A 21,805-nucleotide genomic window follows, 5' to 3' on the forward strand; every position below is an offset into this window, starting at 1 on the left:
CAATGGGCCGCAAGCAGCCATACGCCTGTCGCGGAGTCGAATACAGGTGCTCGATGAGACGCGCATATCAGTCCGGAAACTTCGAGACGATGGTGAACATCAGCACGCCCGCCAGCGTCGTCACGAACGACCAGGTGAACAGCACCAGCGCGAACGGCTGCAGCATCATGAAGATGCCCAGGGCGATCACAACGCAGGCGGCCATCTCCAGCGGCCCGCGCCGCAGCCACTTCGGCCAGCTCGACTTGATGCTCATTTGCGCACCGCCCCGAAAGTGATGCCGCGCAGCAGGTGCTTGCGCAGCAGCACCGTGAACACGAGGATGGGGATCAGGAACAGCATCGTGCCCGCCGCCACTGCCGGCCAGTCCTGGCCGCCCTCGCCGATGATGATCGGGATGAAGGGCGGCGCCGTCTGCGCCTCGCCGCTGGTCAGCAGCACCGCGAAGGCGTACTCGTTCCACGCGAAGATGAGGCAGAAGATCGCCGTGGCCACGATGCCGGTGGTGGCCTGCGGCAGCACCACCTTGCGGAAGGCCTGCAGCCGCGTGTAGCCGTCGACCATCGCCGCCTCTTCGTACTCGCGCGGGATCTCGTCGATGAAGCCCTTGAGCAGCCACACCGCCAGCGACACGTTCACCGCGCTGTAGAGCAGGATCATGCCGAGCTTGGTGTCCGACAGCCCGAGCTCGCGGTACATCAGGTAGATCGGGATCGCCACCGCGATGGGCGGCATCATGCGCGTGGACAGGATGAAGAACATCAGGTCGTCCTTGCCCGGCACCTTGAAGCGCGAGAAAGCATACGCCGCCATCACGCCCAGGCCGACCGACAGGATCGTCGAGCCGATCGCGATGATCAGCGAGTTGGCGAAGCGCGGCAGGTAGTTCGAGCGGCTGACCACCACCATGCTGTTCTTGCGCGCGATCGCCTCGCAGGCACTGTCGGCCGGCGGCAGGCTCGCGATGTACTCCTCGGTCTGCCGCGAACGCGTGGTGAAGAGGTTGCAGTAGCCCTCGATCGACGGCTCGAACACCACCTTGGGCGGGTAGCTGATCGAGTCCGGCGGGCTCTTGATGCTGGTGAGCAAGATCCACAGCAGCGGTACCAGCGTGATGAATGCGTAGAGCACCACCACGGCCATGGCGATGCGCTTGGACATGGCGGTGGGTTCGACCACCGAGTGGGCGGTGCTGATGCCTTGGCTCATGGGGTCAGCGGTTCTTCACCGCGTTGAGGGCCTTGACGTAGATGTTCGCGAGGCCGAACACCGCGACGAACAGGATGATGGCCAGCGCCGACGAGTAGCCGGTGCGCCACTTCTCGAAGGCCTCGCGCTTGAGCGTGATCGACACCACCTCGGTGGTCGACCCGGGGCCGCCGTTGGTCAGCAGGTTCACCAGGTCGAACATCTTGAAGTTCTCGATGCCGCGGAACAGCACGGCCAGCATCACGAAGGGCAGCACCATCGGCAGCGTGATGCTCCAGAACTGGCGCCAGGCCGAGGCGCGGTCGACTTCGGCCGCCTCGTAGATGTAGTCGGGGATGCTGCGCAGGCCGGCCAGGCAGATCAGCATCACGTAGGGTGTCCACATCCAGGTGTCGACGATGACGATGGCCCACGGGGCCAGCTTCACCGAGCCGAGCATCTCGAAGCTCGAGGGCGGGATGCCGGTGAAGAAGCTCACCGCGTAGTTGAACAGCCCGATCTGCGGCTGGTACAGGAAGGCCCAGAAGTTGCCCACCACCGCCGGCGACAGCATCATCGGGATGAGGATCAGCGTGGTCCAGAAGCCGTGGCCACGGAACTTGCGGTCGATCAGGTAGGCCAGCGTGAAGCCGATCAGCGTCTGCAGCGTGATCGTCCAGAACAGGAAATGCGCGGTGGCCTGCATCGGCCCCCAGATGTCGGGGTCGGTGAGGATCGAGACGTAATGGTCGATGCCGACCGAGACGACCTCCGCATTCGGCCGGTTGGCGCGGAAGTTGGTGAACGACAGGCGCACCGTCCAGATCAACGGAAAGATGTTGATCGCCAGCAGCAGCAGCATCGTCGGCGCGATGAACAGCCAGGCGATGGCGCGGTCCGACAGGCCGCGCATGCGCCGGGCGATCGGTGCGGGCGTGGCCTGGGCGGCGCGTTCGGCAAGCGTTGGGGAGTTCATGGCAGCGGTTCGGGTCGGGGCCGGCTTCGCGGAAGCCAGCCCCGAGGCACGATTACTTCAGCTTCCCATCCTCCTTGAAGACCTTCTTCCAGTCGGCCGCGAGGCCATCGAGCGCTTCCTTCGCCGTACCCTTGTCGGCCACCACGAAGTCATGGATGCGCTTCTGCTCGGCCAGCATCAGCTGCGCATAGCTCGGCTCGGCCCAGAAGTCGACCACCTGGTCCATCGCGGTGAGGAACTCCGACGCGAACGGTGCGCTCTTCTTGAAGCCGGCGTCGTTGAGCACGCCCTTGTGGCAGGAGTAGCCACCCAGCGACCACCACTTCTTCTGCACGTCCAGCGTGGCGAACCACTTGATGTACGAGAGCGCCTCGTTGCGGTTGGGTGAGTACGCCACCACCGAGATGCCCTGGCCGCCGAGCTGCGAGCCCTTGCCCTTGTCCGACGGGTTGACGAAGAAGCCGATCTTCTCGCCGCCGACGTTCGGGTCCTTGTACAGGCCCGGGAAGAAGGCGAACCAGTTCATCATCATCGCCACCTGGCCGCTCTTGAACGCGTCCAGGCCCTCGCCCATGTACGAGTTGGTCAGCCCCGGGGGCGTGCAGCACTTGTAGAGCGACTTGTAGAACTCCAGGCCCTTGATCGCGTCCGGCCCGTTGACGAACCCGTCCATCGAGTACGGCTTCTTCGGATCCTGGTACTTGAACCCCATCGGGTAGAGCACGTTGCTCACGCCCATGGTGATGCCTTCGGAGCCGCGCTCGGTGAAGAGGTAGGTGCCGTAGACCTTCTTGCCGTCGATCTGGCGGCCCGAGAAGAACTCGGCCACCTGCTTGAACTCGGTCCAGGTCTTGGGCGCCTCCAGCTCGCGGTTGTGCTTCTTCTTGAACTCGGCGCGCAGCTCGGGCTTGGCGAACCAATCCTTGCGGTACGTCCAGCCCAGTGCGTCGCCCATGGCCGGCAGCGCCCAGTAGTTCGGCGTGCCCTTGGGCCACTCGGCGTAGCCGGTCACCGTCGCCGGGGCGAAGTCGGTGATCTTGATGCCTTCCTTGGCGAAGAAGTCATTCAGCTTCACGTAGTGGCCGCTCTCGGCCGCGCCGCCGATCCACTGGCTGTCGCCGATGATCAGGTCGCACAGCTTGCCCTTGCTGTTGAGCTCGTTGAGCATGCGGTCGGCGAAGTTCGGCCAGGGCACGAACTCGAACTTCATCTTCACGCCGGTCTTGGCGGTGAAGTCCTTGGACAGTTCGACCAGCGCGTTCGCCGGATCCCAGGCGGCCCAGCACAGGGTGATGGTCTTGTCCTGCGCCTGAGCGGCGGTGCTGCCCAGCCCGAGCAGGGCGGCGGCAGCCAGCGTCGACAGCGCGGGCAGCTTCCTCAGAAACGATGTCATGAGAGTCTCCTAACGTTTGTTCGATTCACGAGCACACACATCCGACTGCCGTTCAGTGCAGGTTTTCGGCCGTCAGGATCTCGACGCGCGGCTGCACCACGTTGAGTGCCCCGCGCACGTTCTCGCACAACGCGCGCAGCACACGCGCGGCGGTGGAGATGCAGTAGTGGATGTCCTGGTGCAGCACGTACGCCAGGCCGTTGTTGCCCAGCAGCGCGCGGTGCTCGTCGGTGAAGTCGTGCGCGACGACGCCGACCGTGCCCGTGAGCGCCAGGCTCTCGAGGGCACGCGCCACGCCGGCGCTGCCCGATCCCACGTTGTAGATGCCGGCCACGCGCCCCACGTCGACGCCCTTGCCGCGCAGGAAGCGCAGCAGCGCCCGGCTGGCGCCAGCGTCGTCGGCGGGCAGGTCAGGGGTGCGCAGCACTTTGAGCTTCGGGAAGCGCTCTTCCACCACCTGGGCGAAGCCGATGCGCCGCTCGATCTCGGCCGACAGCCGCGTGGCCTGCGAGCTCAGCAGCAGGGTGTCGCGCGATCCGGCGGCCATGCGGCCGAGCAGCAGCCCGGCGGTGCGGCCGGCCGCGCGATTGTCGGCGCCGATGTGCGTCTCGCGCATCGAGCCGGCCACGTCGCTGAACAAGGTGACCACGTGCACGCCGGTGCGCACCAGCTCGTTGATCGCCAGCTTCACCGGGGGCAGGTCGGGCGCCATCACGGCCACCGCGTCGCAATCGGCCAGCTGTGCGAGCTCGGCGGAGAACTGCACCGCGTCGGTGGTGGCCAGCCGGTGCGTGACCTCGGTGATGTGCTGATGGCGGAACTCGCCGGCGGCCTGCGCGATGAGCCGGTCGACGAGCTCGACGAAGGGCGAAGGTTCGGCCGGCAGCACGAAGGCGAAGCGGAAGTTCGCGCCCTTGCGCGGCCGGCCGCGCTGCGGCGGCGAGCCCAGCTCGGCCACCACCTGCAGGACGCGCTGCACCGTCTCGGCATTGACGCCCGGGCGCTTGTTGAGCACACGGTCCACCGTGGCCGTGCCGACGCCCGCGCGGGCGGCGATGTCGGCGATGGTGGCGGTGGCGGACATGGGGCGGGGCGGATTGATGGCTTGATGTTAGGCATCAAAATAAATAAATCAATCATCAACCCATCGGGGTTTGCGAGGGGGTGAGGCTTCAGGCGGAGAGCTTCGTCCAGCGTCCGCCTCGCCTGGACGACGCGACCACCGCTTCGATGAAGGCCACGCCCTTGATGCCGTCTTCCAGCGTCGGGAAATGCGCCGCCTTGTCGGCCTTCGCGCCGCCCTTGCGCGCCGCGCGGATGGCCTGCGCGATCTCGCTGTACAGCGTGGCGAAACCTTCGAGGTAGCCCTCGGGGTGCCCGGCCGGAATGCGGCTGACGCGCGCCGCCGCCGCATTGGCGGCGCCGGTCGCCCGCGCGATCACCTGCGTGGGCTGGCCGAACGGCGACCAGTGCAGCTGGTTCGGGTGCTCCTGCTTCCACTCCAGCCCGCCCTTCGTGCCGTAGACGCGGATGCGCAGGTTGTTCTCGTTGCCCGGCGCCACCTGGCTGGCCCAGAGCAGGCCGCGCGCGCCGTTGGCGTAGCGCAGCATCACCTGCGCGTTGTCGTCGAGCTGGCGGCCCTTCACGAAGCGGCTCAGCTCGGCGCACAGCTCGGTGAGTTCGAGCCCGGTGATGTAGGCGGCGAGGTTGTGCGCATGCGTGCCGATGTCGGCGATCGCGCCGCCGATGCCGTTGCGCGCCGGGTCGGCGCGCCACTCGGCCTGCTTCTGGCCGGTGGCCTCGAGCTTCTCGGTCAGCCAGTCCTGCGGGTACTCGACCTGCACGACGCGGATCTCGCCGAGCGCGCCGTCCTTCACCATCTGCCGCGCGTGGCGCACCATCGGGTAGCCGGTGTAGTTGTGGGTGACGGCGAAGACGCGCTGGTGCTTCTTCGCGAGCTTGAGCAGCTTCTTCGCGTCCTTGCTGTTCGTCGTCACCGGCTTGTCGCAGATGACGTGGATGCCGGCCTTCAGGAAAGCCTCGGCCACCGGCGCGTGCAGGTGGTTCGGCGTGACGATGGCCACCGCCTCGATGCCGTCGGGCCTGGCCGCTTCGGCCTTCGCCATCGTTTCGAAGTCGCTGTAGATGCGATCCGGCGCCAGGCCGATGGCGCGACCCGAACGCTGCGCCTTCTCGGGCGTGGACGACAGTGCGCCGGCGACGAATTCGTACTGGTCGTCCAGCCGCGCGGCGATGCGGTGCACTGCGCCGATGAAGGCGCCTTCGCCGCCGCCCACCATGCCCAGGCGGATGCGTGCCGGCATCGCGGGAGACTCGTTCTTCTTGCTGCCTTCGATGGCCATCGTGTGTCCCCTTCAGAGACCCAGCATGCGCTTGAGCTGTGCCGCGTCGTGCGCCGCCCCGGCGAAGTCGTCGAAGGCCTTCTCTGTGACGCGAATGATGTGGTCGCGGATGAAGGGCGCGCCTTCGGCGGCCCCTTGCTCGGGATGCTTGAGGCAGCACTCCCATTCCAGCACCGCCCAGCCCTCGTAGCCGTACTGCGCCATCTTCGAGAAGATCGCCTTGAAGTCGACCTGCCCGTCGCCGAGCGAGCGGAAGCGCCCGGCGCGATTGATCCACGGCTGGTAGCCCGAGTACACGCCCTGGCGGCCGTCGGGTCGGAACTCGGCATCCTTGATGTGCAGCGCCTTGATGCGCGAGTGGTAGATGTCGATGAAGGCCAGGTAGTCGAGCTGCTGCAGCACGAAGTGCGAGGGGTCGTAGTTGATGGCGCAGCGCGGGTGGTTGTTCACGCGTTCGAGGAACATCTCGAAGGTCACGCCGTCGAACAGGTCCTCGCCCGGATGCAGCTCGAAGGCGACGTGGCAGCCGGCCTCGTCGAAGGCGTCGAAGATCGGCCGCCAGCGTTTCGCCAGCTCGTCGAAAGCCGTCTCGATCAGGCCGGGTGGGCGCTGCGGCCAGGGGTAGAGGTAGGGCCAGGCCAGCGCACCGGGGAAGCTCACGGTGGACGTGAGCCCCAGGTGCTTCGAGGCGCGCGCCGCCAGCAGCATCTGCTGCACCGCCCAGCGCTGCCGATCGGCGGGCTTGCCGTGCACGGCGGCCGGCGCGAAGGCGTCGAAGGCCTCGTCGTAGGCCGGGTGCACGGCGACGAGTTGGCCCTGCAGATGGGTGCCGAGTTCGGTGATCGCCACGCCGTTCTCGCGCGCGATGCCGGCGAACTCGTCGCAGTAGGTCTTCGACTCGGCGGCCTTCGCCAGGTCGAACAGGCGCGCGTCCCACGACGGCACCTGCACGCCCTTGAAGCCGAGCGAGGCGGCCCACTTCGTGATCGCCGGCCACGAATTGAAGGGTGCGGCGTCGCCGGCGAACTGCGCGAGGTAGATGCCGGGGCCCTGGATGTTGCTTGCCATGGGAATGCTCCTCATCGGGGTTGAGTTCAGAAGTCGTTGCGCCGCGGCGGTGCATGCCGCTGGGGTGTCGAGACCGGGGGAAGCCCTGGCCTGCGGGCCGTCTGTCCGGGTTGGGGCACGGGTTGCGTGGAGACAGGGGCAGACATCGATACTTCACGGAGACCTGGATGACGAACCCGTTCCTTGCGCTTGCCGCCGCCGCGGTGCTGCTTGCCGGCGCAGCCGCGCACGCACAAACCGGCGCACCCACGCCACGGCCCGACTACACCGTGTTCGTCGACCCGCCGACCGGTTTCGTGTTCGTCAAGCTGCCGCAGGGCTGGCGATTCGCCGGCCGCATCGACGCGAAGGACGTCGGCCGACTGCCGCCCTGGGTGGCGACCGCCTTGCTGCCGGACGAGCCGCCGCAGGGCGTGGCCGCGAGCACGACCGAGCCCTCCACCGACGCTGCGAGGCGCTGAGCGGTTCACGGTGATGCCCTCGTCACGAGCGCCAGCGCCTGCGCGCCGACGCAGCGGCCCATGGTGGTGCCGTGCTCGATGGCGCTGCGGAAATGGATGCCCGCGTACAGCCGCGACGCCGCGGCCTGGTCGGCCGCTGCGGCGAAGCTCTTGAATCGTTGCGGCCCCCAGCCGCGGTCGTTGTGCGCGCGGTCCTCGAAGGCGGTGTCGCGGCCGTAGAAGGCCTCGAGCACCGCGGCGGCCGAGCCCGACTGCACCGAGTGGCCCGAGGGGTATTCGGGGAAAGGCGGTGTCTCCATCAGCGGCGGCACCCAGTTGCTGTCGAAGGCCAGCTGGATGTAGGTGACGGGCCGCAGCAGGTTGAGCTGGTACTTCACCTTCCAGGTCGCGACGAAGGCATCGGACATGGCCATGTTCATGCGCGCGTACTGCTCGGCCGCCGTGGCCAGGCTGGCCTTGCGGTCGCGCAGCAGGTCGGTGAGGATCCAGGCCCAGTGGCCGGCCGGCGTGGGCGTCTTCAGCGGATCGTCGGCCCAGTAAAGCGCGATGCGCCGCTGCTCCTCGGTCGGCTGCACGCCGGCGCGGCGCACCTCGTCGGCCTCGCGGTGAAAGGGCGAGCCCGGGGTCTCGTCGTACTTCGGCGGGCCGGGCGGTGCGCAGCGCTGCTGTGCCATCGGCATGAAGGGCCGGTTGTCGCCCCAGTTCGGCAGCAGCGGGCGCGCGAAACGCGGCGGGGTGGGCACCCAGGCGCCGGGGCCGCTGGGCGACACGTAGGCGGCGTCCAGCCGCGTGCGCCTCGGCCCGATCGCGTCGTGGCCGCCGTCGGTGCGGGCCCAGGTCATCAGCGCCATGGCGAGCAGCTTGCCGTGCGTCTCGGAGCGGATGATGACTTCGGGCGTTCGCTGCGCCGGGTCGAAGTCGGCCGGCTGCGCCACCGGCATGTTGCGCTCCAGCGCCTCGAAGCGCGCCTTCCAGTCGGGCGGCGCGTTGGGCAGCAGCATCTGCGTCAGCGCCGCCAGCGTCGAGTTGGCCACGGTGGGCCAGTGAAGCACTTCGTCGGGTTGGGCCGCGGGCAGGGATTCGAGCTCTACCAACTGCCCCGCGAAGCTGCGCTGCCCCGGCAGGCCGGCGACGATGGACTCGTACAGCCCCAGGCCCAGGTAGGCCAGCGTGCGCGCCGCCACCGGCGGCGACTGTCCCGGCGTCTGCTGGATCGCCGGCAGCACGACGCGGAACCACTCGGTAGCGACCGCGGCGCTGTGGCGCGAGGCGCCGGTGGCCGACCCCTGCGCCTGCACCGCACCCGCCGCGGCGAGCAGGCAGAACAGCAGCGCTCTCAGGGCTGCCACGGCACCAGCCCCCTCTGCCGGTCGACGAGGTAGAAGCCATCGGCAGCGGTCTCGAACCAGGGGCTGGTGAGCGCTGCATCGCCCGGCTTCGCGCCGGGCCACAGCACACGCAGGCGCGCCTTCGTCGCCTCGCCCAGGCCGACATGCAGGAATCCGACCGTGCCGCTGGCATGGCCGCCGCCGACGAGTTGCTCGCGGCGCTGCACGCGGCCGCCAGCCTCGACTTCGAGCCACGCGCCGATGGCGTCGCGGTTGGCGCCGTCCTGGCGCAGGCGGACCTGCAGCCAGTGACCCAGCGGCCGGGTTGCGGCAGCGCTGCCGGCACCGACATTGCGCCACAGCCTGGCGCGTTCCCAGCGGTTGACGATGACCGCATCGAGCAACCCGTCGCCGTTCAGGTCGACCATCAGTCCGCCGCGGCCACGCTGGTAGTTCAGCAGGCCCGACTCGCCGGCCGCTTCCACATAGCGGCCGTCGGGCCCGCCCAGCAGCAGGTTGCTCGGGTCGAGCATCGCGAAGTCGGGCATGTTGCCGACGTTGCCCTTGACGACGAAGAGGTCCTGCCAGCCGTCGTTGTTGACGTCGACGAACTGCGCATGCCATGCGGTCGAGGGGTGCACGTCGCCGCCCGCGAACGGGCGGTGCGCGGTGACGCCCTTGACGAAGGCCACGTCGCGGTACACGGGCTTGGTGGCACCCGCGGCCAGCATCTGCAGCTTGTTGTCGGCCATGCTGGTGAGGAAGTAGGCCGGGTAGCCGCTGCCGTCGAGGTCGGCGCTGGCGATGCCCATGCCCCAGATCTGCAGAGGCTTCCAGCCCTCGTCGGCGCCGAACAGGCGGGGCGCGGCGCCGGCATCGCTGCCGGGAGGAACATGCCAGAGCTGCTCCTGCCCGCCCTTGTAGTACTCGCGATCGTTGGCGATGCGCAGCGCCGGCAGGCCGCTGCGGTTCCAGTCGGAGAACATCATGCTCAGCGCGCAGTGGCCGGGCCGCAGCGGCAGCGGCGCATCGAAGGCCAGCGCCGCGCCGCGCGCCGGGCGCAGCAGGGCGTTGTCCGTGCAGTTGCCCCAGGGGAAATCCTGGCGGGCGCGATCGACGTAGGTGCCGAAGGCCAGCGTGGGGTGTGCATCGCGGCCCAGCCAGGCGGCGGCGAACGCGGTGGTCCACTGGTTGCCGCCTTCGAAACGCCAGCGTTCGTTGGCACGTTCGAAACGGCATTCGCCAAGGCCTCGCATCAGCAGCGTCTCGCCGACACGCAGCACGACGAGGTCGAGCAAGCCATCGCTGTCCAGGTCGATCGGGTAAGCGCCGAGCGTGCTCGTCAGTTCCAGGCCGGCGCGTTCCTGTATGAACTTCAGGGCCCCGCCGCGCGCGCTCTTGTTGCGGTAGAACTTCGAGCGGTTCGCGCCGCCGGCGATGAACAGCGAAGGCGCTCCGCTGCCGTCGCAATCCAGCGCGGCCACGCCGCCGCCGACGGTGTATTCCCAGTCGCCGTCGAAGCGGCTCTGCACGCCGGCGGCATCGGTCTCGTCGACGAAGCGCGGGAGCGCGCGCGGCGCCGTCGGTTCTGGCCTCGCGCCCGGCGCCGCCTGCGCCTGCGCGGCTGCGGGCGGCAGCGCGAGCAGGCCCGTGCAGGCGAGCATCAGCCCAGCGGCCTCCCGCCACCGACGCCGGCGCTCGCCTCGACCGTCGATCCGCGCGCTCATCGTCAGGCAGCCAACGCAGGCCGCTTTCCCTGGATGATCATCTGCAGCACCTCGTCCTGCGTCACATCCTTCATGTGCACCATGCCGACGACGCTGCCGTTCTTCATCACAGTGGCGCGGTCGCAGACCTCGAACACGTCGTGCATCTCGTGGCTGATCAGGAAGATGCCGATGCCTTCGGCCTTCAGGCGCTTGATCGTCTCGAGCACCATGCGCGTCTCGGCGGGGCCTAGCGCCGCGCAGGGCTCGTCCATGATCAGGATGCGCGCGTTGAAGTACAGCGCACGCGCGATCGCCACCGACTGGCGCTGGCCGCCGGACATGCGCAGCACCGGGTCGAGGATGTTCTTGAAGTTCGGGTTCAGGCGCTTGATGACGTTGCCGGCCTCGTACTCCATGCGCCGGCTGTCGAGCGTGCGCCAGGGCGTCAGCAGTTCGCGGCCGAGGAACAGGTTGCCGGGCCCGTCGAGGTTGTCGGCCAGCGCCAGCGACTGGTGGATCGTCTCGATGCCGGCGGCCTGCGCGTCGTGCGGGGTGCGGAAGCTCACCGGCTTGCCGTGCACCTCGATCGAGCCTTCGTCGGGCACGTAGACGCCCGACAGCACCTTGATCAGCACCGTCTTGCCGGCGCCGTTGTGGCCCAGCACGCCGACGCATTCGCCGGCATAGAGGTCGAGGTCGACGTGGTTAACCGCGACCAGGCCGCCGAAGCGCTTGACGATCTGCCGCATGCGCACGAAGGCCTCGCGGTCCGAGGGCGCCTCGACGGCCGGAGCTTGTTCCATCGGGCTCATGGTCAGGCCTTCTTCTGGTAGACGACGTCGAACCACACCGACACGATCAGCACGATGCCGATGAAGATCTGCCGCATCGGGCTGGAGACGTCGAGCAGCACCATGCCGTTGTCGAGCGTCTGGATGAGCAGCGCGCCGAGCACCGCGCCGGGAACGGAGCCAGTGCCGCCGGCAAACGAGGTGCCGCCGATCACGGCCGCGGAGATGACGTAGAGCTCGGCCAGCTGGCCGATCGAATTCGCGCCTGAACCCAGGCGGGCCGTCGTGATCACCGACGCGATCGCCGCGAGAACGCCGGTGAGGATGAACAGCGACCAGACGAGCCAGGTCGTCGGCAGGCCGGAGAGCAGCGCCGCCTCGGGGTTGCCGCCGTAGGCGAACACGTAGCGGCCGTAGCGCGTGCGCTGCGCGACGAAGGTCATGAACACGACGATGGCCAGCAGGATCAGCACCGGGATGCCGATGCCCCGGCCCCGGGGCTCGCCGGCTGCGTCGACGTTGGTGAAGTCCGGTGCCAGGCACATCGTCCAGATGAAGCCGGCGATCGCGGCGCACATCAGTGCGCTCTTCAGCGCGTCGACCCAGATCGGCGCCGGCTCGATGCCGTAGCGCCGCTGATCGCGCCGTCCGGTCCACGCGTGCCAGACGACCCAGACCGCGGCGAGCAGACCGAGCACGATGCTGGCGGTGACGCCGATCGCGCCATCGACCCCGCCGCCGAGCGCCTGGTAGGTCGGGTGCAGCGGCGCCAGCGTCTGGCCGTCGCTGACGAGGAAGGCGGCGCCGCGGAACATCAGGTAGCCGGCCAGCGTGACGATGAAGGCCGGGATGCGCATCTTCGCGACCAGCGCGCCCTGCACGGCACCGACGGCGGCGCCCAGCAACAGCGCGACGCCGATGCTCGCGATCCAGCCGGTGGTCGAGTCCGGCGGAAAGGCGCGCGTCTGGACCCAGGCCGCAGCCATGCCGCTGAAGGCCAGCAGGGACCCGACCGACAGGTCGATCTGCCGCGCGACGATCACGTAGACCATGCCGCAGGCCATCACCGCGATGACGCAGGTCTGGATCGACAGGTTGTAGAGATTCTCCGCGGAGAGAAACAGACCGTCGGTCAGGACGTTCAGCACGATCGCGATGACGATCAGCGCCGCGACCATCGACGACAGCCGGGGATCGAGGCGCAAGCGCGCAAGCAGACCCGAGAGCATCTCGACTCCTCAGGAGTTGCGGCCAGGACAGCCGGCACGTCGGCCGGCCGGCTTGGCCAGGATGGGCGGCCGCGCGTCACGCCTGCGCGACCGCCCGCTGGAGCCCGTCCGCCGGGCTTCCAGCGCGGCTGCTACTTGCAGGCGGCAGGTGCCTTGGCTTTGTCGACACCGGCGCAGAGCTCGTCCTTCGAGATCCACTTGGCGTCGATGACCGTCTTCAGGTTGGCCTTGGTGATCGGCACGGGGGCGAGCAGGATGGCCTGCTGCGGGATCTTCTTGCTGCCGTCCTTGAAGATGGTCGTGTTGGCGGGCTTCTTCTTGGCCACCAGCGCGGCGGCGACTTCGCCGGCCACCTTGCCGAGTTCGCGCGAGTCCTTCCACACCGACACCGTCTGCTCGCCGCGCGCGACGCGGTTCAGCGCGGCCTTGTCGCCGTCCTGGCCCGACACCGGGATGCCGACCATGTTGTGCGCCTTCAGGGCCGCGACCACGCCACCAGCGGTGCCGTCGTTGGAGGCCACGACCGCATCGACCTTGCCGCCGGTCTTGGTCAGGATCTGCTCCATGTTCTTCTGTGCGTTCTCGGGCGCCCAGCCGTCGGTGTACTGCTCGCCGACGTTCTTGATGTCGCCCTTCTTGATCGCCGCGTCGAGCACCTCCTGCTGGCCGCCGCGCAGGAAGTCGGCATTCGGGTCGGTCGCCGCGCCCTTGATGAAGACGTAGTTGCCCTTGGGCTGGACCTTGAACACCTCGCGCGCCTGCATGCGGCCGACCTCGACGTTGTTGAAGGTCAAGTAGGTGACGTCCTTGTCCTGGATCAAGCGGTCATAGGCGATGACGGGGATGCCGCGCTGCTTGGCCTTCTGCACCGAGGGCAGGATCGCGTCCTGGTCCCAGGCGAGGATGATCAGCGCCTTGGCGCCCTTGGTGATCAGGCTCTCGACGTCCGCCGCCTGCTTCTCGGCGGAACCGGCCGCGTCGGCGCTGATGTACTTCAGGCCCGCCTTCTCGAGTGCGGCCTTGATGGCGGCCTCGTCGGTCTTCCAGCGCTCCTCCTGGAAGTTGGACCACGACACGCCGACGGTCTCGCCGGCGGCACGCGCGGCCTGGGTCAGGGTGAGGGCGCCGGTGGCGACCAGGGTTGCTGCGAAGATTGTCCTGAGTTTCATGTTGTCTCCTTGTTGGCTGGCGCCCGCCTGGGTGAGCTGAACGATCGCGAGATCGCTTCGGGCCGGCATCGGCGGGACGCTGCTCGCACCAGGGCGAGCCATGCCGGCGTGAGAAAGGGTGAGTGTGGCGATCCTGTGCGCCTCACAGATAGGTGTTGACCAGAGCTTCCAGCTGCTCCTGCCGGCCCGAACGCGGCTGCGGCTCGAGGTCCGCCGCGGCGACCAGCCGGGCCAGATCGTCCAGCGACTGCTTGCCCGACAGGATCCCCTTGCCCAGCTTGCCGTCCCAGCCGGCGTAGCGCTGGTTCAGCTGCGCGGCGAGAGCGCCGTCCTCGATCATCTTCTCGGCCACCAGCAGCGCGCGGGCGCTCAGGTCCATGGCGCCGGCATGGGCGGCGATCAGGTCGTCGGGGTCGATCGACTGGCGGCGCAGCTTGGCATCGAAGTTCAGGCCGCCGGTGCCGAAGCCGCCGCCCTGGTGGATGTGATACAGCGCCAGCGCCACCTGCGACAGGTCGTTGGGGAACTGGTCGGTGTCCCAGCCGAGCATCTCGTCGCCGCGGTTCATGTCGATCGAGCCGAAGATGCCCAGCGCCTGCGCCAGCGCGATCTCGTGCTCGAAGGTGTGGCCGGCGAGCAGCGCATGGTTCTGCTCGATGTTGACCTTGACCTCCTTTTCCAGGCCGTGGGCCTTGAGGAAGCCGTAGACGGTGGCGACGTCGTAGTCGTACTGGTGCTTGGTCGGCTCGGCCGGCTTGGGCTCGATCAGGATGGTGCCCTTGAAGCCGATCTTGTGCTTGTGCTCGACCACCATGGTGAGGAAGCGCCCCATCTGCGCCAGCTCGCGCTTCAGGTCGGTGTTGAGCAGCGTCTCGTACCCTTCGCGTCCGCCCCAGAGCACGTAGTTCGTGCCCTTGAGTTCGTGCGTCAGCTCGAGCACGTTCTTCACCTGCGCGGCCGCGTAGGCGAACACCTCGGGGTCGGGATTGGTGGCGGCTCCGGCCATGTAGCGGCGATTCGAGAACAGGTTGGCCGTGCCCCACAGCAGCTTGACGCCGGTGGCTGCCATCTTCTTCTCGAACACTTCGCCGATGCGGCGCACGTTCAGGTTCGATTCGCGCAGCGTCGCGCCTTCGGGGGCGATGTCGCGGTCGTGGAAGGTGAAGTAGGGCGCGCGCAGCAGGCGGAACAGTTCGAAGGCAGTGTCGGCCTTCAAATGCGCCTGCGCCATCGGGTCGCCGCCGGCGGCGTGCCAGGGGCGCTTGAAGGTCTCGCCACCGAACGCGTCGCCGCCTTCCCACACGAAGCTGTGCCAGTAGCACACGGCGAAGCGCAGCTGGTCTTCCATGCGCTTGCCCAGTACCTTGCGGTCGGGGTCGTACCAGCGGTAGCCCATCGGGCGCTTCGCGCTGGGCTTGAAGCGCGTGCCTTCGAAGCGTAGCGGCTCCTTGAGTGTGAAAAACCTGCCGCCCGAAGGCGTGGCACTTGTCTTGGTCTTCTTCATGGAAACTCTCCGGGGTTCAGCGCGCGAAGTCGCGTGCGAGCGGGTAAAGACGTTGCCAGTGGGCATGCCGCTGGGCGTGAAGCGACACCTGGCCGGGTCGCGGCTGGAAGCTGCGCAGCCGCGTCGCGGGTCGGGCCACGGCGATGCCTTCGCCGGCCGCCATGCGTGCCAGCCGCGCGGCGCCGAGTGCGCAGCCGATCTCGCTCTCGGCCACCTGGTGCAGCGTCATGCCGAGCACGTCGGCGAGGATCTGTGCCCAGACCGGCGAGCGTGCTCCGCCGCCGATCAACGCGGCCTCGGTGAGCACCGTGCCGGCGCCGGCCAGCGACTGCTGCGCGTCGTGCATCGCATAGGCCACGCCTTCGAGCACGGCGCGTGTCATGTGCGCCCGCGTCGTGTCGGCGGCCAGGCCCAGAAAGCCGCCGCGCACGCGGGCGTCGTTGTGCGGCGTGCGCTCGCCCGACAGGTAGGGCGCGAACCACACCGGGCTGGCACCTTCGGATCCGGTGTCGAGTTCGGCCAGCAGCTCGGATTCGCTGCGCCCGGCCACCGAGGCCCACCAGGCCAGGCTGGACGCGGCCGACAGCAGCACGCCCATCTGGTGCCAGGTGTTCGGTACGGCATGGCAGAAGGCGTGTACCGCGCGCGCCGGGTTGGGGGCGAAGCTCGCCGTGGTGGCCCACAACACCCCCGATGTGCCCAGCGACACGAAGGCATCGCCGGGGTGCACCGCGCCCACGCCGACCGCGCCGGCGGCGTTGTCGCCGGCACCGCCGGCGAGGATCGGTGCGCGGCGAAAGCCCCAGCGCGACACGAGCTCGGGGCGCAGCTGGCCGGCGGGCTCGCTGCCCTCCACGAGGCGCGGCATCTGGTCGATGCGCAAGCCGCAGGCCGCCAGCGCGGCCTCGGACCAGCGGCGCGCGCCGACGTCCAGCCACAGCGTGCCCGAGGCGTCGGACATGTCTTCCGCATACTCACCCGCCAGCCGCCAGCGCAGGTAGGCCTTGGGCAGCAGCACCTTGGCCGTGCGCGCGAAGATCTGTGGTTCGTGCTTGCGCACCCACAGCAGCTTGGGCGCCGTGAAGCCGGGCATGGCGATGTTGCCGGTGACCTGGCGCAGCACCGGCCAGTCGCGTTCCAGCTCGGCGCATTCGGCCTCGCTGCGGCCGTCGTTCCACAGGATGCAGGGCCGCAGCACCTCGCCGGCGGCGTCGAGCAGCGTGGCGCCGTGCATCTGGCCGGACAGGCCGATCGCCGTGGTCTCGGCCAGCTCGGCCGGGTGCTGCGCTTTCAGATCGTCGAGGCCGGCGCAGGTGGCCTGCCACCAGTCTTCCGGTGCCTGCTCGCTGAAGCCGGTGTGCGGCCGGCTCACGTGCAGCGGCTGGCTGCTGTGCGCAATGACGTGGTCGTCATCGCCCAGCAGCGCGACCTTCACGCTCGAGGTGCCGATGTCGATGCCCAGCGTGATCATGTCGGGCTCACGGCAGGTTGTCCTTCAGGAAGATGTCGATTCGGATGCGTTCCTGGTCGTGCAGCACCCGCTCCCCCGACAGGCGGGCCAGCGCGAGGCGGCATGCAGAGCGCACCTCATGGCCGGCGTCCTGGTTGATGACGGCATCGGCCACGCCGTCGAGCAGGGCGCGGCGCGAATGCGGCGTGAGTTCGTGGCAGACCCACACGACATGATCGGCGCGGCCGCTGGCCGTCAGCGCGGCCTGGATCCCGCGGTTGCCGGCGCCGATGCTGTACAGGCCGGCCAGGGTGGGCTCGCGCTTGAGCAGCTTCGCCACCAGCGGCTCGGTGCGGTCCGACAGATCGTGGCCCTCGATCGGCGGCAACAGCTTCAGGTGCGGGTGCTCGGCGGCCATCACCTGCTCGAAGCCGAACAGGCGCTCGGCATGGTCGCGCAGCGCGCGGCTGCCCAACACCAGGCCGACGCGGCCCTCGCGCGGCCCGATGAAGCGCCCCAGCAGCGTGCCGGCGGTGCGCCCGGCGGCCACGTTGTCTATGCCCACAAAGTGCGCGCGTTTCGAGCTCGGCACGTCGGACACCAGCGTGACCACTTCGGTGCCGTGTGCCACCAGGTCGTCGATGGCGGCGCGTACCTGCGGGTGGTCGAGCGCCATCACGATCACCGCGTCGAACTGACCCTGAAGTCCGTGAAGGTGCTGCGCCAGCGCCTGCGGCGAGAACACGTCGACGGCCTGCACCGCGGCGGCGGCGCGCTGCTCGGCCAGCCAGGGCGCCATGGCCTGCACCTGCTGGTTGAGCAGGGTCACGAAGCTGTTGGTGCCCGAGGGAAGCACGAAGGCCAGGCGCACGCTGCGGTTGCGCGCCAGCCGCGCTGCGGCCGGGTCGGGCCGGTAGCCGAGCTGCTGCACGGCCGCGTTGACGCGCTCGACGGTGCGCTCGCGCACCCCGGCGCGGCCGTGCAGCACGCGATCGACGGTGGCCAGGCTCACGCCCGCCACGCGGGCGACGTCTAGAAGGCTGGCGCGGACGATGGCATCCATGCCGCGCATGCTAATGAGTGAAAATGAGGTGCGCAACTCATCGGGCGCGTCAAACACTCATGGCTTTCCCGGGGGCGTAGCCCGAAACGACCACCAGGAGCTCGATCGATGGCGGCTGCTCCGGCGCGCTTGGGCAGCGTCTGCGCCAGGCGACATCGACGCTGCGCGTGATCTATGCACGCCGGGCAGTTTCGTTACGCGGCGGGGCGGCCGTGCCGGCCCGAAGATCCGCTCTTCTCGTTGTGCGGGAGTCGCGGCAGTGCAGGGCAGGATGCTGGTCGTAGCGGCCATGTGGTGCGGGTGTCTGGCGGCTGCGCAGGCCGCGACCGTTGCCGTCGAGCCGGCCGTGTCGGACGATGCGCGATACGCCGCAGCGTGGGTGCTCGACCATGCGGATCACCAGGGCCGGCCTTTCGCGATTGTCGACAAGAAGGCTGCGCGCATCCATGTCTTCGACGGAGAAGGCCGCCTGATCGGCGCCTCGGCGGTGCTGCTGGGCAGCACGCCGGGCGACGCGGCGGCGCCGGACATCGCGCGGCGGCCGCCGTCCAGCCTGGGCGTCGATGAGCGCACCACGCCGGCCGGGCGATTCGCCTCCGAGCCCGGCCGCAACGACCGCGGCGAAGCGATCGTCTGGGTCGACTACGACGCCGCGCTGGCCATCCATCGGTTGCGGCCTGCGCCGCCCGCGCAGCGTCGGGCGCAGCGGCTGACCTCGGCTCTCGCCAGTGAGCACCGCATCTCGCTGGGCTGCATCGTCGTGCCGGTGGCGTTCTACGAGGAAGTCGTCGCGCCGGGCCTGGGCCGGCGGCGTGGCGTGGTCTACGTGCTGCCGGAAACTCGCCCGGTGAACGACATGTTCAGCGCGCTGCGGCCGGACGTGCGCGCTCCCTGAGCCGAGCCGCCTGCGCTGCGCACTTTCAGAGGCACTTCGCTTCGGCGGCTCAGCGCTGGCCTTCGGTCAGCGTGTCGAGCTGGAAGCGGCCGCTCTTGTCGACCAGCCAGATGTCGAGGTACTTGGTGCTGCCCATGCGCTTGGGTGCCGGCATCGGCGAGACACTGTGCAGCATCTGGCGTACCCGCTCGGTGACGTCGGGCGCGTGGGTCGGCACGCGGATCATGTTGATGTCGCGCACGTTGCCGGCGGCATCGACCTCGACCTCGACGACCACGATGGCGTGGATCAGCGGCGGCAGCTTGCCCTTGTAGATCTGGTCCTTGTAGGCCGCGTAGATGTGGCGTGCGCCGTCCTTTCGGTACGACTTGGCGTCGGCGGCCATCGACACCTTCTGGGCCACGGCAGGTGCGGCAGCCGTCGCGGGCAGCGCGCTGCACAGCAGTGCGCCGGCGGCGAGCAGGGTGACCAGGGGGAATCTCATCGCGGCGCTCCGTCGGGGTGGACGAAGCGAATGTGCGCGCGGCGCCGAACCAACGGGGGGGCGGATGTCACACCCGCCGCGCGGGCAGCGAATGGTTACGCGGGCACTGACGGAAAACGTCAGCCCACGTGGCCGACCGCGCTGCGGTAGGCATGCCAGGAGGCGTGCCCGACCACCGGCCCGATCACCAGCAGGCCGAGGAATCCCGGCAGCATGGCCAGCACCACCAGCAGCGTGATCAGCGCGCCCCACAGCAGCATCACGCCGGGCTGCGTCAGGCACAGGCGCAGGCTGGTCAGCGCGGCGGTCACGGCGTCCACCGACCGGTCGAGGATCATCGGCATCGAGACCACGCTGATCGCGAAGATCAGCCCGGCGAACACGGCGCCCACCGCCAGGTAGGCGACGATGAAGCCGATGTTCTCGGGGTCGAGCAGCGCGAGCAGCGAGCCCTTGAAGTCGGGCATGCCGTCGAAGCTGACCGCGAACACGATCAGCGAGGCGCGACCCCACAGCATCTCGAGGATGAGGAGCACGCCGCCGAAGATGGCCATGGTGCCAGTGCGCGTGTCCCAGGCAGTCAGCGAGGCGCCGAGGTTCGGGCGCTCGCCGGACTCGATCTTGCGGCTGACGTCGTACAGGCCCAGGCACAGGAAGGGCCCCACCAGCAGGAAGCCGGCAGACAGCGCCAGCACCCAGGCCGGCGCATGCTGGAACATGGCCAGCAGCATCCAGCCCATGGCGGCGAAGCAGCCACCGTAGAAGACACCGATCAGCGGCGCACGCTGGAAGTCGTGCCAGCCCTGCGTCAGCCAGCGCAGCGGGTCGCCCCAGGCCAGCGTGTTCAGCGGCAGGTCAAGAGCCGAGGGGGCATGGTCTTTCGCGGCGTCTTCCATGCGCACGGATTTGACGTGCGGCAATCGCGCGGCGCAAGCGGGCGCGCCCTAGTAGGAGCGCGCCTACTCGTCGCCATCGCGCCGGTGCGTACTGCGCCAGATCGAGCGCACCAGCCACACGCCGCCCAGCACCGCGCCGCAGAAGCCGAGGAAGCCGAAGGCCGGCAGGCCGAACAGCGTGGGCCCGCCGCTGACCGTCATGACGATCGACGAGCCGATGATCAGCGCGGCGATCACCAGCGCGAGCGACAGGCGGTTGGCCGCGCGGTCGAGCTGGTCGCCCACGCGCTTGAGGTGGGCGAGGTCGATGTGCAGCTGCATGCGCCCGCGGCGCAGGTTGCGCAGCGCGCGCGACACGTCGTGCGGGATCTGCTCGGCCACCGCCAGGCCACGGCGAAGCGTCTGCCAGGCGCGCTTGCCCAGGGCCTTGGGCTGGTAGCGCGCCCGCATCACCTGGCGCAGGATGGGCAGTGCTTCGGTGGCCATGTGGAAGCCGGGGTCGAGCCCGCGGCCCATGCCTTCGAGCGAGATGAAGGCCTTGATGAGCAGTGCCAGGTCGGAGGGCAAGGCCAGGCGGTGCTCTCGCAGGATGGTCGTCACGTCGGCCAGCATCTGGCCCAGGTGCAGGTCGGCCAGTGGCGTGCCGTGGTACTGGTCGACGAAGGCCTCGATCTCGCCCTCCAGCACGCTCAGGTTGGCGCCGTGCCCGTCACCCGTCCAGTCGAGCAGCACGTCGGCCACGGCCTGCGGCTCGCGCTCGACGAGGCCGAGCAGCAACTGCAGCAGCTCCTCGCGGCGCCGCGCGCTGAGCCGCCCGACCATGCCGAAATCGATGAAGGCGATGCGGTTGCCGCGCAGGTAGAAGACGTTGCCCGGGTGCGGGTCGGCGTGGAAGAAGCCATCCTCGACGATCATCTTCAGCACCGCCTGCGCGCCGCGGCGCGCGAGCAGCAGCCGGTCCAGACCCTGCGCCGAGACGCGGTCGAGATCGCTGCCCGGGATGCCGTCGATGAACGCCTGCACGTTGATGCGCTCGTGGGTGTACTCCCAGTGCACCTTCGGGATCAGCACGTGCGGCAGCACCGCCAGGTTGCCGGCGATGCGCTCGGCGTTGTGGCATTCGGCGGCGAGATCGAGTTCGCGCTGCAGCGAGCGCGCCAGTTCGCGCACCAGCTGCCGCGGGCGATAGGGCTGCAAGGCAGGCAGTTCGGACTCGGCCACCGCAGCCACGCGGTCGAGCAGGCGCAGGTCGGCCTCGATGATCTCGCGGATGCCGGGCCGGCGGATCTTCACGATCACCTCGTGGCCCGCCTTGGTGCGGGCACGGTGCACCTGCGCGATGGAGGCGGCCGCCAGCGGCTCGAGGTCGAAGCGCTCGAACACCGCTTCGGGCTCGTCACCGAGGTCCTCGCGAAGTTGTGCACGCAGGTCGTCGATCGGGACCGCCGGCACGTGGCTGTGCAGTTGCGCGAACTCGGCGATCCAGTCGGGGCCGAACAGGTCGGCGCGGCCGGCGAGGATCTGACCCAGCTTCACGAAGGTGGGGCCGAGCTCCTCGATGGCCAGGCGCGTCTGCACGGGCGGTTCGAGCCGCGCCAGATCGGCGGCATGGTCGCGGCGCAGGGCGTGGCCGGCGCGCTCCAGTGCGTCGGCCAGGCCGAGCCGGTGCACCGTGTCGCCGAAGCCGTGGCGCACCAGCACGCCAGCAATCTCGTTCAGTCGCCCCAGGTCGCGGGCCGCCCCCAGCGTCTCGATCAGCATGTCACGAAGTATGGCCCGGACACCTCCCGCGAGGGATTGACGTGGGATAGCCCAACGTGAGGGAATCGCTCGTGATA

At 69.1% G+C, this 21,805-nt stretch carries 20 protein-coding genes; 2 read left to right on the top strand and 18 right to left on the bottom strand.

The window, feature by feature from the left end; all coding sequences use genetic code 11:
- Window positions 1–67: 67 nt before the first annotated feature.
- The 7 genes from HZ992_RS07285 to HZ992_RS07315 all read right to left on the bottom strand — a co-directional run bounded on the left by HZ992_RS07285 (window position 68) and on the right by HZ992_RS07315 (window position 6,988).
- On the bottom strand, window positions 68–256 hold the full coding sequence (locus HZ992_RS07285) for a hypothetical protein (RefSeq protein ID WP_209386003.1): 189 nt from the start codon (window positions 254–256) through the stop codon (window positions 68–70).
- Window positions 253–1,209, bottom strand: a complete 957-nt coding sequence (locus tag HZ992_RS07290; RefSeq protein WP_209386004.1) for a carbohydrate ABC transporter permease — start codon at window positions 1,207–1,209, stop codon at window positions 253–255. The genes HZ992_RS07285 and HZ992_RS07290 overlap by 4 nt, the downstream gene beginning before the upstream one ends.
- A gap of 4 nt (window positions 1,210–1,213) precedes the next feature.
- Window positions 1,214–2,164, bottom strand: a complete 951-nt coding sequence (locus HZ992_RS07295; RefSeq protein WP_209386005.1) for a carbohydrate ABC transporter permease — start codon at window positions 2,162–2,164, stop codon at window positions 1,214–1,216.
- 52 nt (window positions 2,165–2,216) lie between these two features.
- Entirely contained in the window at window positions 2,217–3,557 is a 1,341-nt protein-coding gene (locus tag HZ992_RS07300; RefSeq protein WP_209386006.1) for an ABC transporter substrate-binding protein, read from the bottom strand.
- A gap of 52 nt (window positions 3,558–3,609) precedes the next feature.
- Entirely contained in the window at window positions 3,610–4,641 is a 1,032-nt protein-coding gene (locus HZ992_RS07305) for a LacI family DNA-binding transcriptional regulator (protein ID WP_209386007.1), read from the bottom strand.
- Window positions 4,642–4,729: 88 nt separating this feature from the next.
- Window positions 4,730–5,920: a Gfo/Idh/MocA family protein gene (locus tag HZ992_RS07310; RefSeq protein WP_245213383.1), complete on the bottom strand. Its 1,191-nt coding sequence runs from the start codon at window positions 5,918–5,920 to the stop codon at window positions 4,730–4,732.
- A 12-nt stretch (window positions 5,921–5,932) separates the two neighbouring features.
- Window positions 5,933–6,988 (bottom strand): sugar phosphate isomerase/epimerase family protein, encoded by a 1,056-nt coding sequence (locus HZ992_RS07315; protein WP_209386008.1) that lies wholly within the window; start codon window positions 6,986–6,988, stop codon window positions 5,933–5,935.
- A 167-nt stretch (window positions 6,989–7,155) separates the two neighbouring features.
- Here HZ992_RS07315 and HZ992_RS07320 point away from each other — a divergent pair, with 167 nt between their 5' ends.
- A complete protein-coding gene (locus HZ992_RS07320) occupies window positions 7,156–7,449 on the top strand; it encodes a hypothetical protein (protein ID WP_209386009.1) in 294 nt (97 codons plus the stop codon).
- Between the two features lie 5 nt (window positions 7,450–7,454).
- On the opposite strand, the gene HZ992_RS07325 is transcribed toward HZ992_RS07320, so the two are convergent.
- The 8 genes from HZ992_RS07325 to HZ992_RS07360 all read right to left on the bottom strand — a co-directional run bounded on the left by HZ992_RS07325 (window position 7,455) and on the right by HZ992_RS07360 (window position 17,692).
- Window positions 7,455–8,798, bottom strand: coding sequence for a vanadium-dependent haloperoxidase (locus HZ992_RS07325; protein WP_209386010.1), 1,344 nt, complete (start codon window positions 8,796–8,798; stop codon window positions 7,455–7,457).
- Window positions 8,786–10,504 (bottom strand): CRTAC1 family protein, encoded by a 1,719-nt coding sequence (locus HZ992_RS07330; RefSeq protein WP_245213384.1) that lies wholly within the window; start codon window positions 10,502–10,504, stop codon window positions 8,786–8,788. The genes HZ992_RS07325 and HZ992_RS07330 overlap by 13 nt, the downstream gene beginning before the upstream one ends.
- A 2-nt stretch (window positions 10,505–10,506) precedes the next feature.
- On the bottom strand, window positions 10,507–11,289 hold the full coding sequence (locus HZ992_RS07335; RefSeq protein ID WP_209387080.1) for an ATP-binding cassette domain-containing protein: 783 nt from the start codon (window positions 11,287–11,289) through the stop codon (window positions 10,507–10,509).
- A gap of 11 nt (window positions 11,290–11,300) precedes the next feature.
- Window positions 11,301–12,506: a sugar ABC transporter permease gene (locus HZ992_RS07340; protein WP_209386011.1), complete on the bottom strand. Its 1,206-nt coding sequence runs from the start codon at window positions 12,504–12,506 to the stop codon at window positions 11,301–11,303.
- A 131-nt stretch (window positions 12,507–12,637) separates the two neighbouring features.
- Window positions 12,638–13,675: a D-xylose ABC transporter substrate-binding protein gene (xylF, locus tag HZ992_RS07345; protein ID WP_209386012.1), complete on the bottom strand. Its 1,038-nt coding sequence runs from the start codon at window positions 13,673–13,675 to the stop codon at window positions 12,638–12,640.
- A gap of 142 nt (window positions 13,676–13,817) precedes the next feature.
- Entirely contained in the window at window positions 13,818–15,179 is a 1,362-nt protein-coding gene (gene xylA, locus HZ992_RS07350; RefSeq protein WP_209386013.1) for a xylose isomerase, read from the bottom strand.
- A gap of 16 nt (window positions 15,180–15,195) precedes the next feature.
- A complete protein-coding gene (gene xylB / locus HZ992_RS07355; RefSeq protein ID WP_209386014.1) occupies window positions 15,196–16,650 on the bottom strand; it encodes a xylulokinase in 1,455 nt (484 codons plus the stop codon).
- 7 nt (window positions 16,651–16,657) lie between these two features.
- Complete coding sequence (locus HZ992_RS07360) at window positions 16,658–17,692, bottom strand: LacI family DNA-binding transcriptional regulator (protein WP_245213385.1); 1,035 nt, start codon at window positions 17,690–17,692, stop codon at window positions 16,658–16,660.
- 271 nt (window positions 17,693–17,963) lie between these two features.
- Here HZ992_RS07360 and HZ992_RS07365 point away from each other — a divergent pair, with 271 nt between their 5' ends.
- The gene (locus HZ992_RS07365) at window positions 17,964–18,587 is read left to right on the top strand and encodes a L,D-transpeptidase (protein ID WP_209386016.1); all 624 of its coding nucleotides are present in this window, start codon (window positions 17,964–17,966) and stop codon (window positions 18,585–18,587) included.
- Window positions 18,588–18,636: 49 nt separating this feature from the next.
- On the opposite strand, the gene HZ992_RS07370 is transcribed toward HZ992_RS07365, so the two are convergent.
- The 3 genes from HZ992_RS07370 to HZ992_RS07380 all read right to left on the bottom strand — a co-directional run bounded on the left by HZ992_RS07370 (window position 18,637) and on the right by HZ992_RS07380 (window position 21,728).
- The gene (locus HZ992_RS07370; RefSeq protein ID WP_209386017.1) at window positions 18,637–19,071 is read right to left on the bottom strand and encodes a hypothetical protein; all 435 of its coding nucleotides are present in this window, start codon (window positions 19,069–19,071) and stop codon (window positions 18,637–18,639) included.
- Between the two features lie 119 nt (window positions 19,072–19,190).
- On the bottom strand, window positions 19,191–19,967 hold the full coding sequence (locus tag HZ992_RS07375) for a DUF2189 domain-containing protein (RefSeq protein ID WP_209386018.1): 777 nt from the start codon (window positions 19,965–19,967) through the stop codon (window positions 19,191–19,193).
- A gap of 63 nt (window positions 19,968–20,030) precedes the next feature.
- Complete coding sequence (locus HZ992_RS07380; protein ID WP_209386019.1) at window positions 20,031–21,728, bottom strand: ABC1 kinase family protein; 1,698 nt, start codon at window positions 21,726–21,728, stop codon at window positions 20,031–20,033.
- Window positions 21,729–21,805: the final 77 nt, after the last annotated feature.

Origin of the sequence: Rhizobacter sp. AJA081-3 (assembly GCF_017795745.1) — a bacterium.
Classification (GTDB): Bacteria; Pseudomonadota; Gammaproteobacteria; order Burkholderiales; family Burkholderiaceae_C; genus Piscinibacter.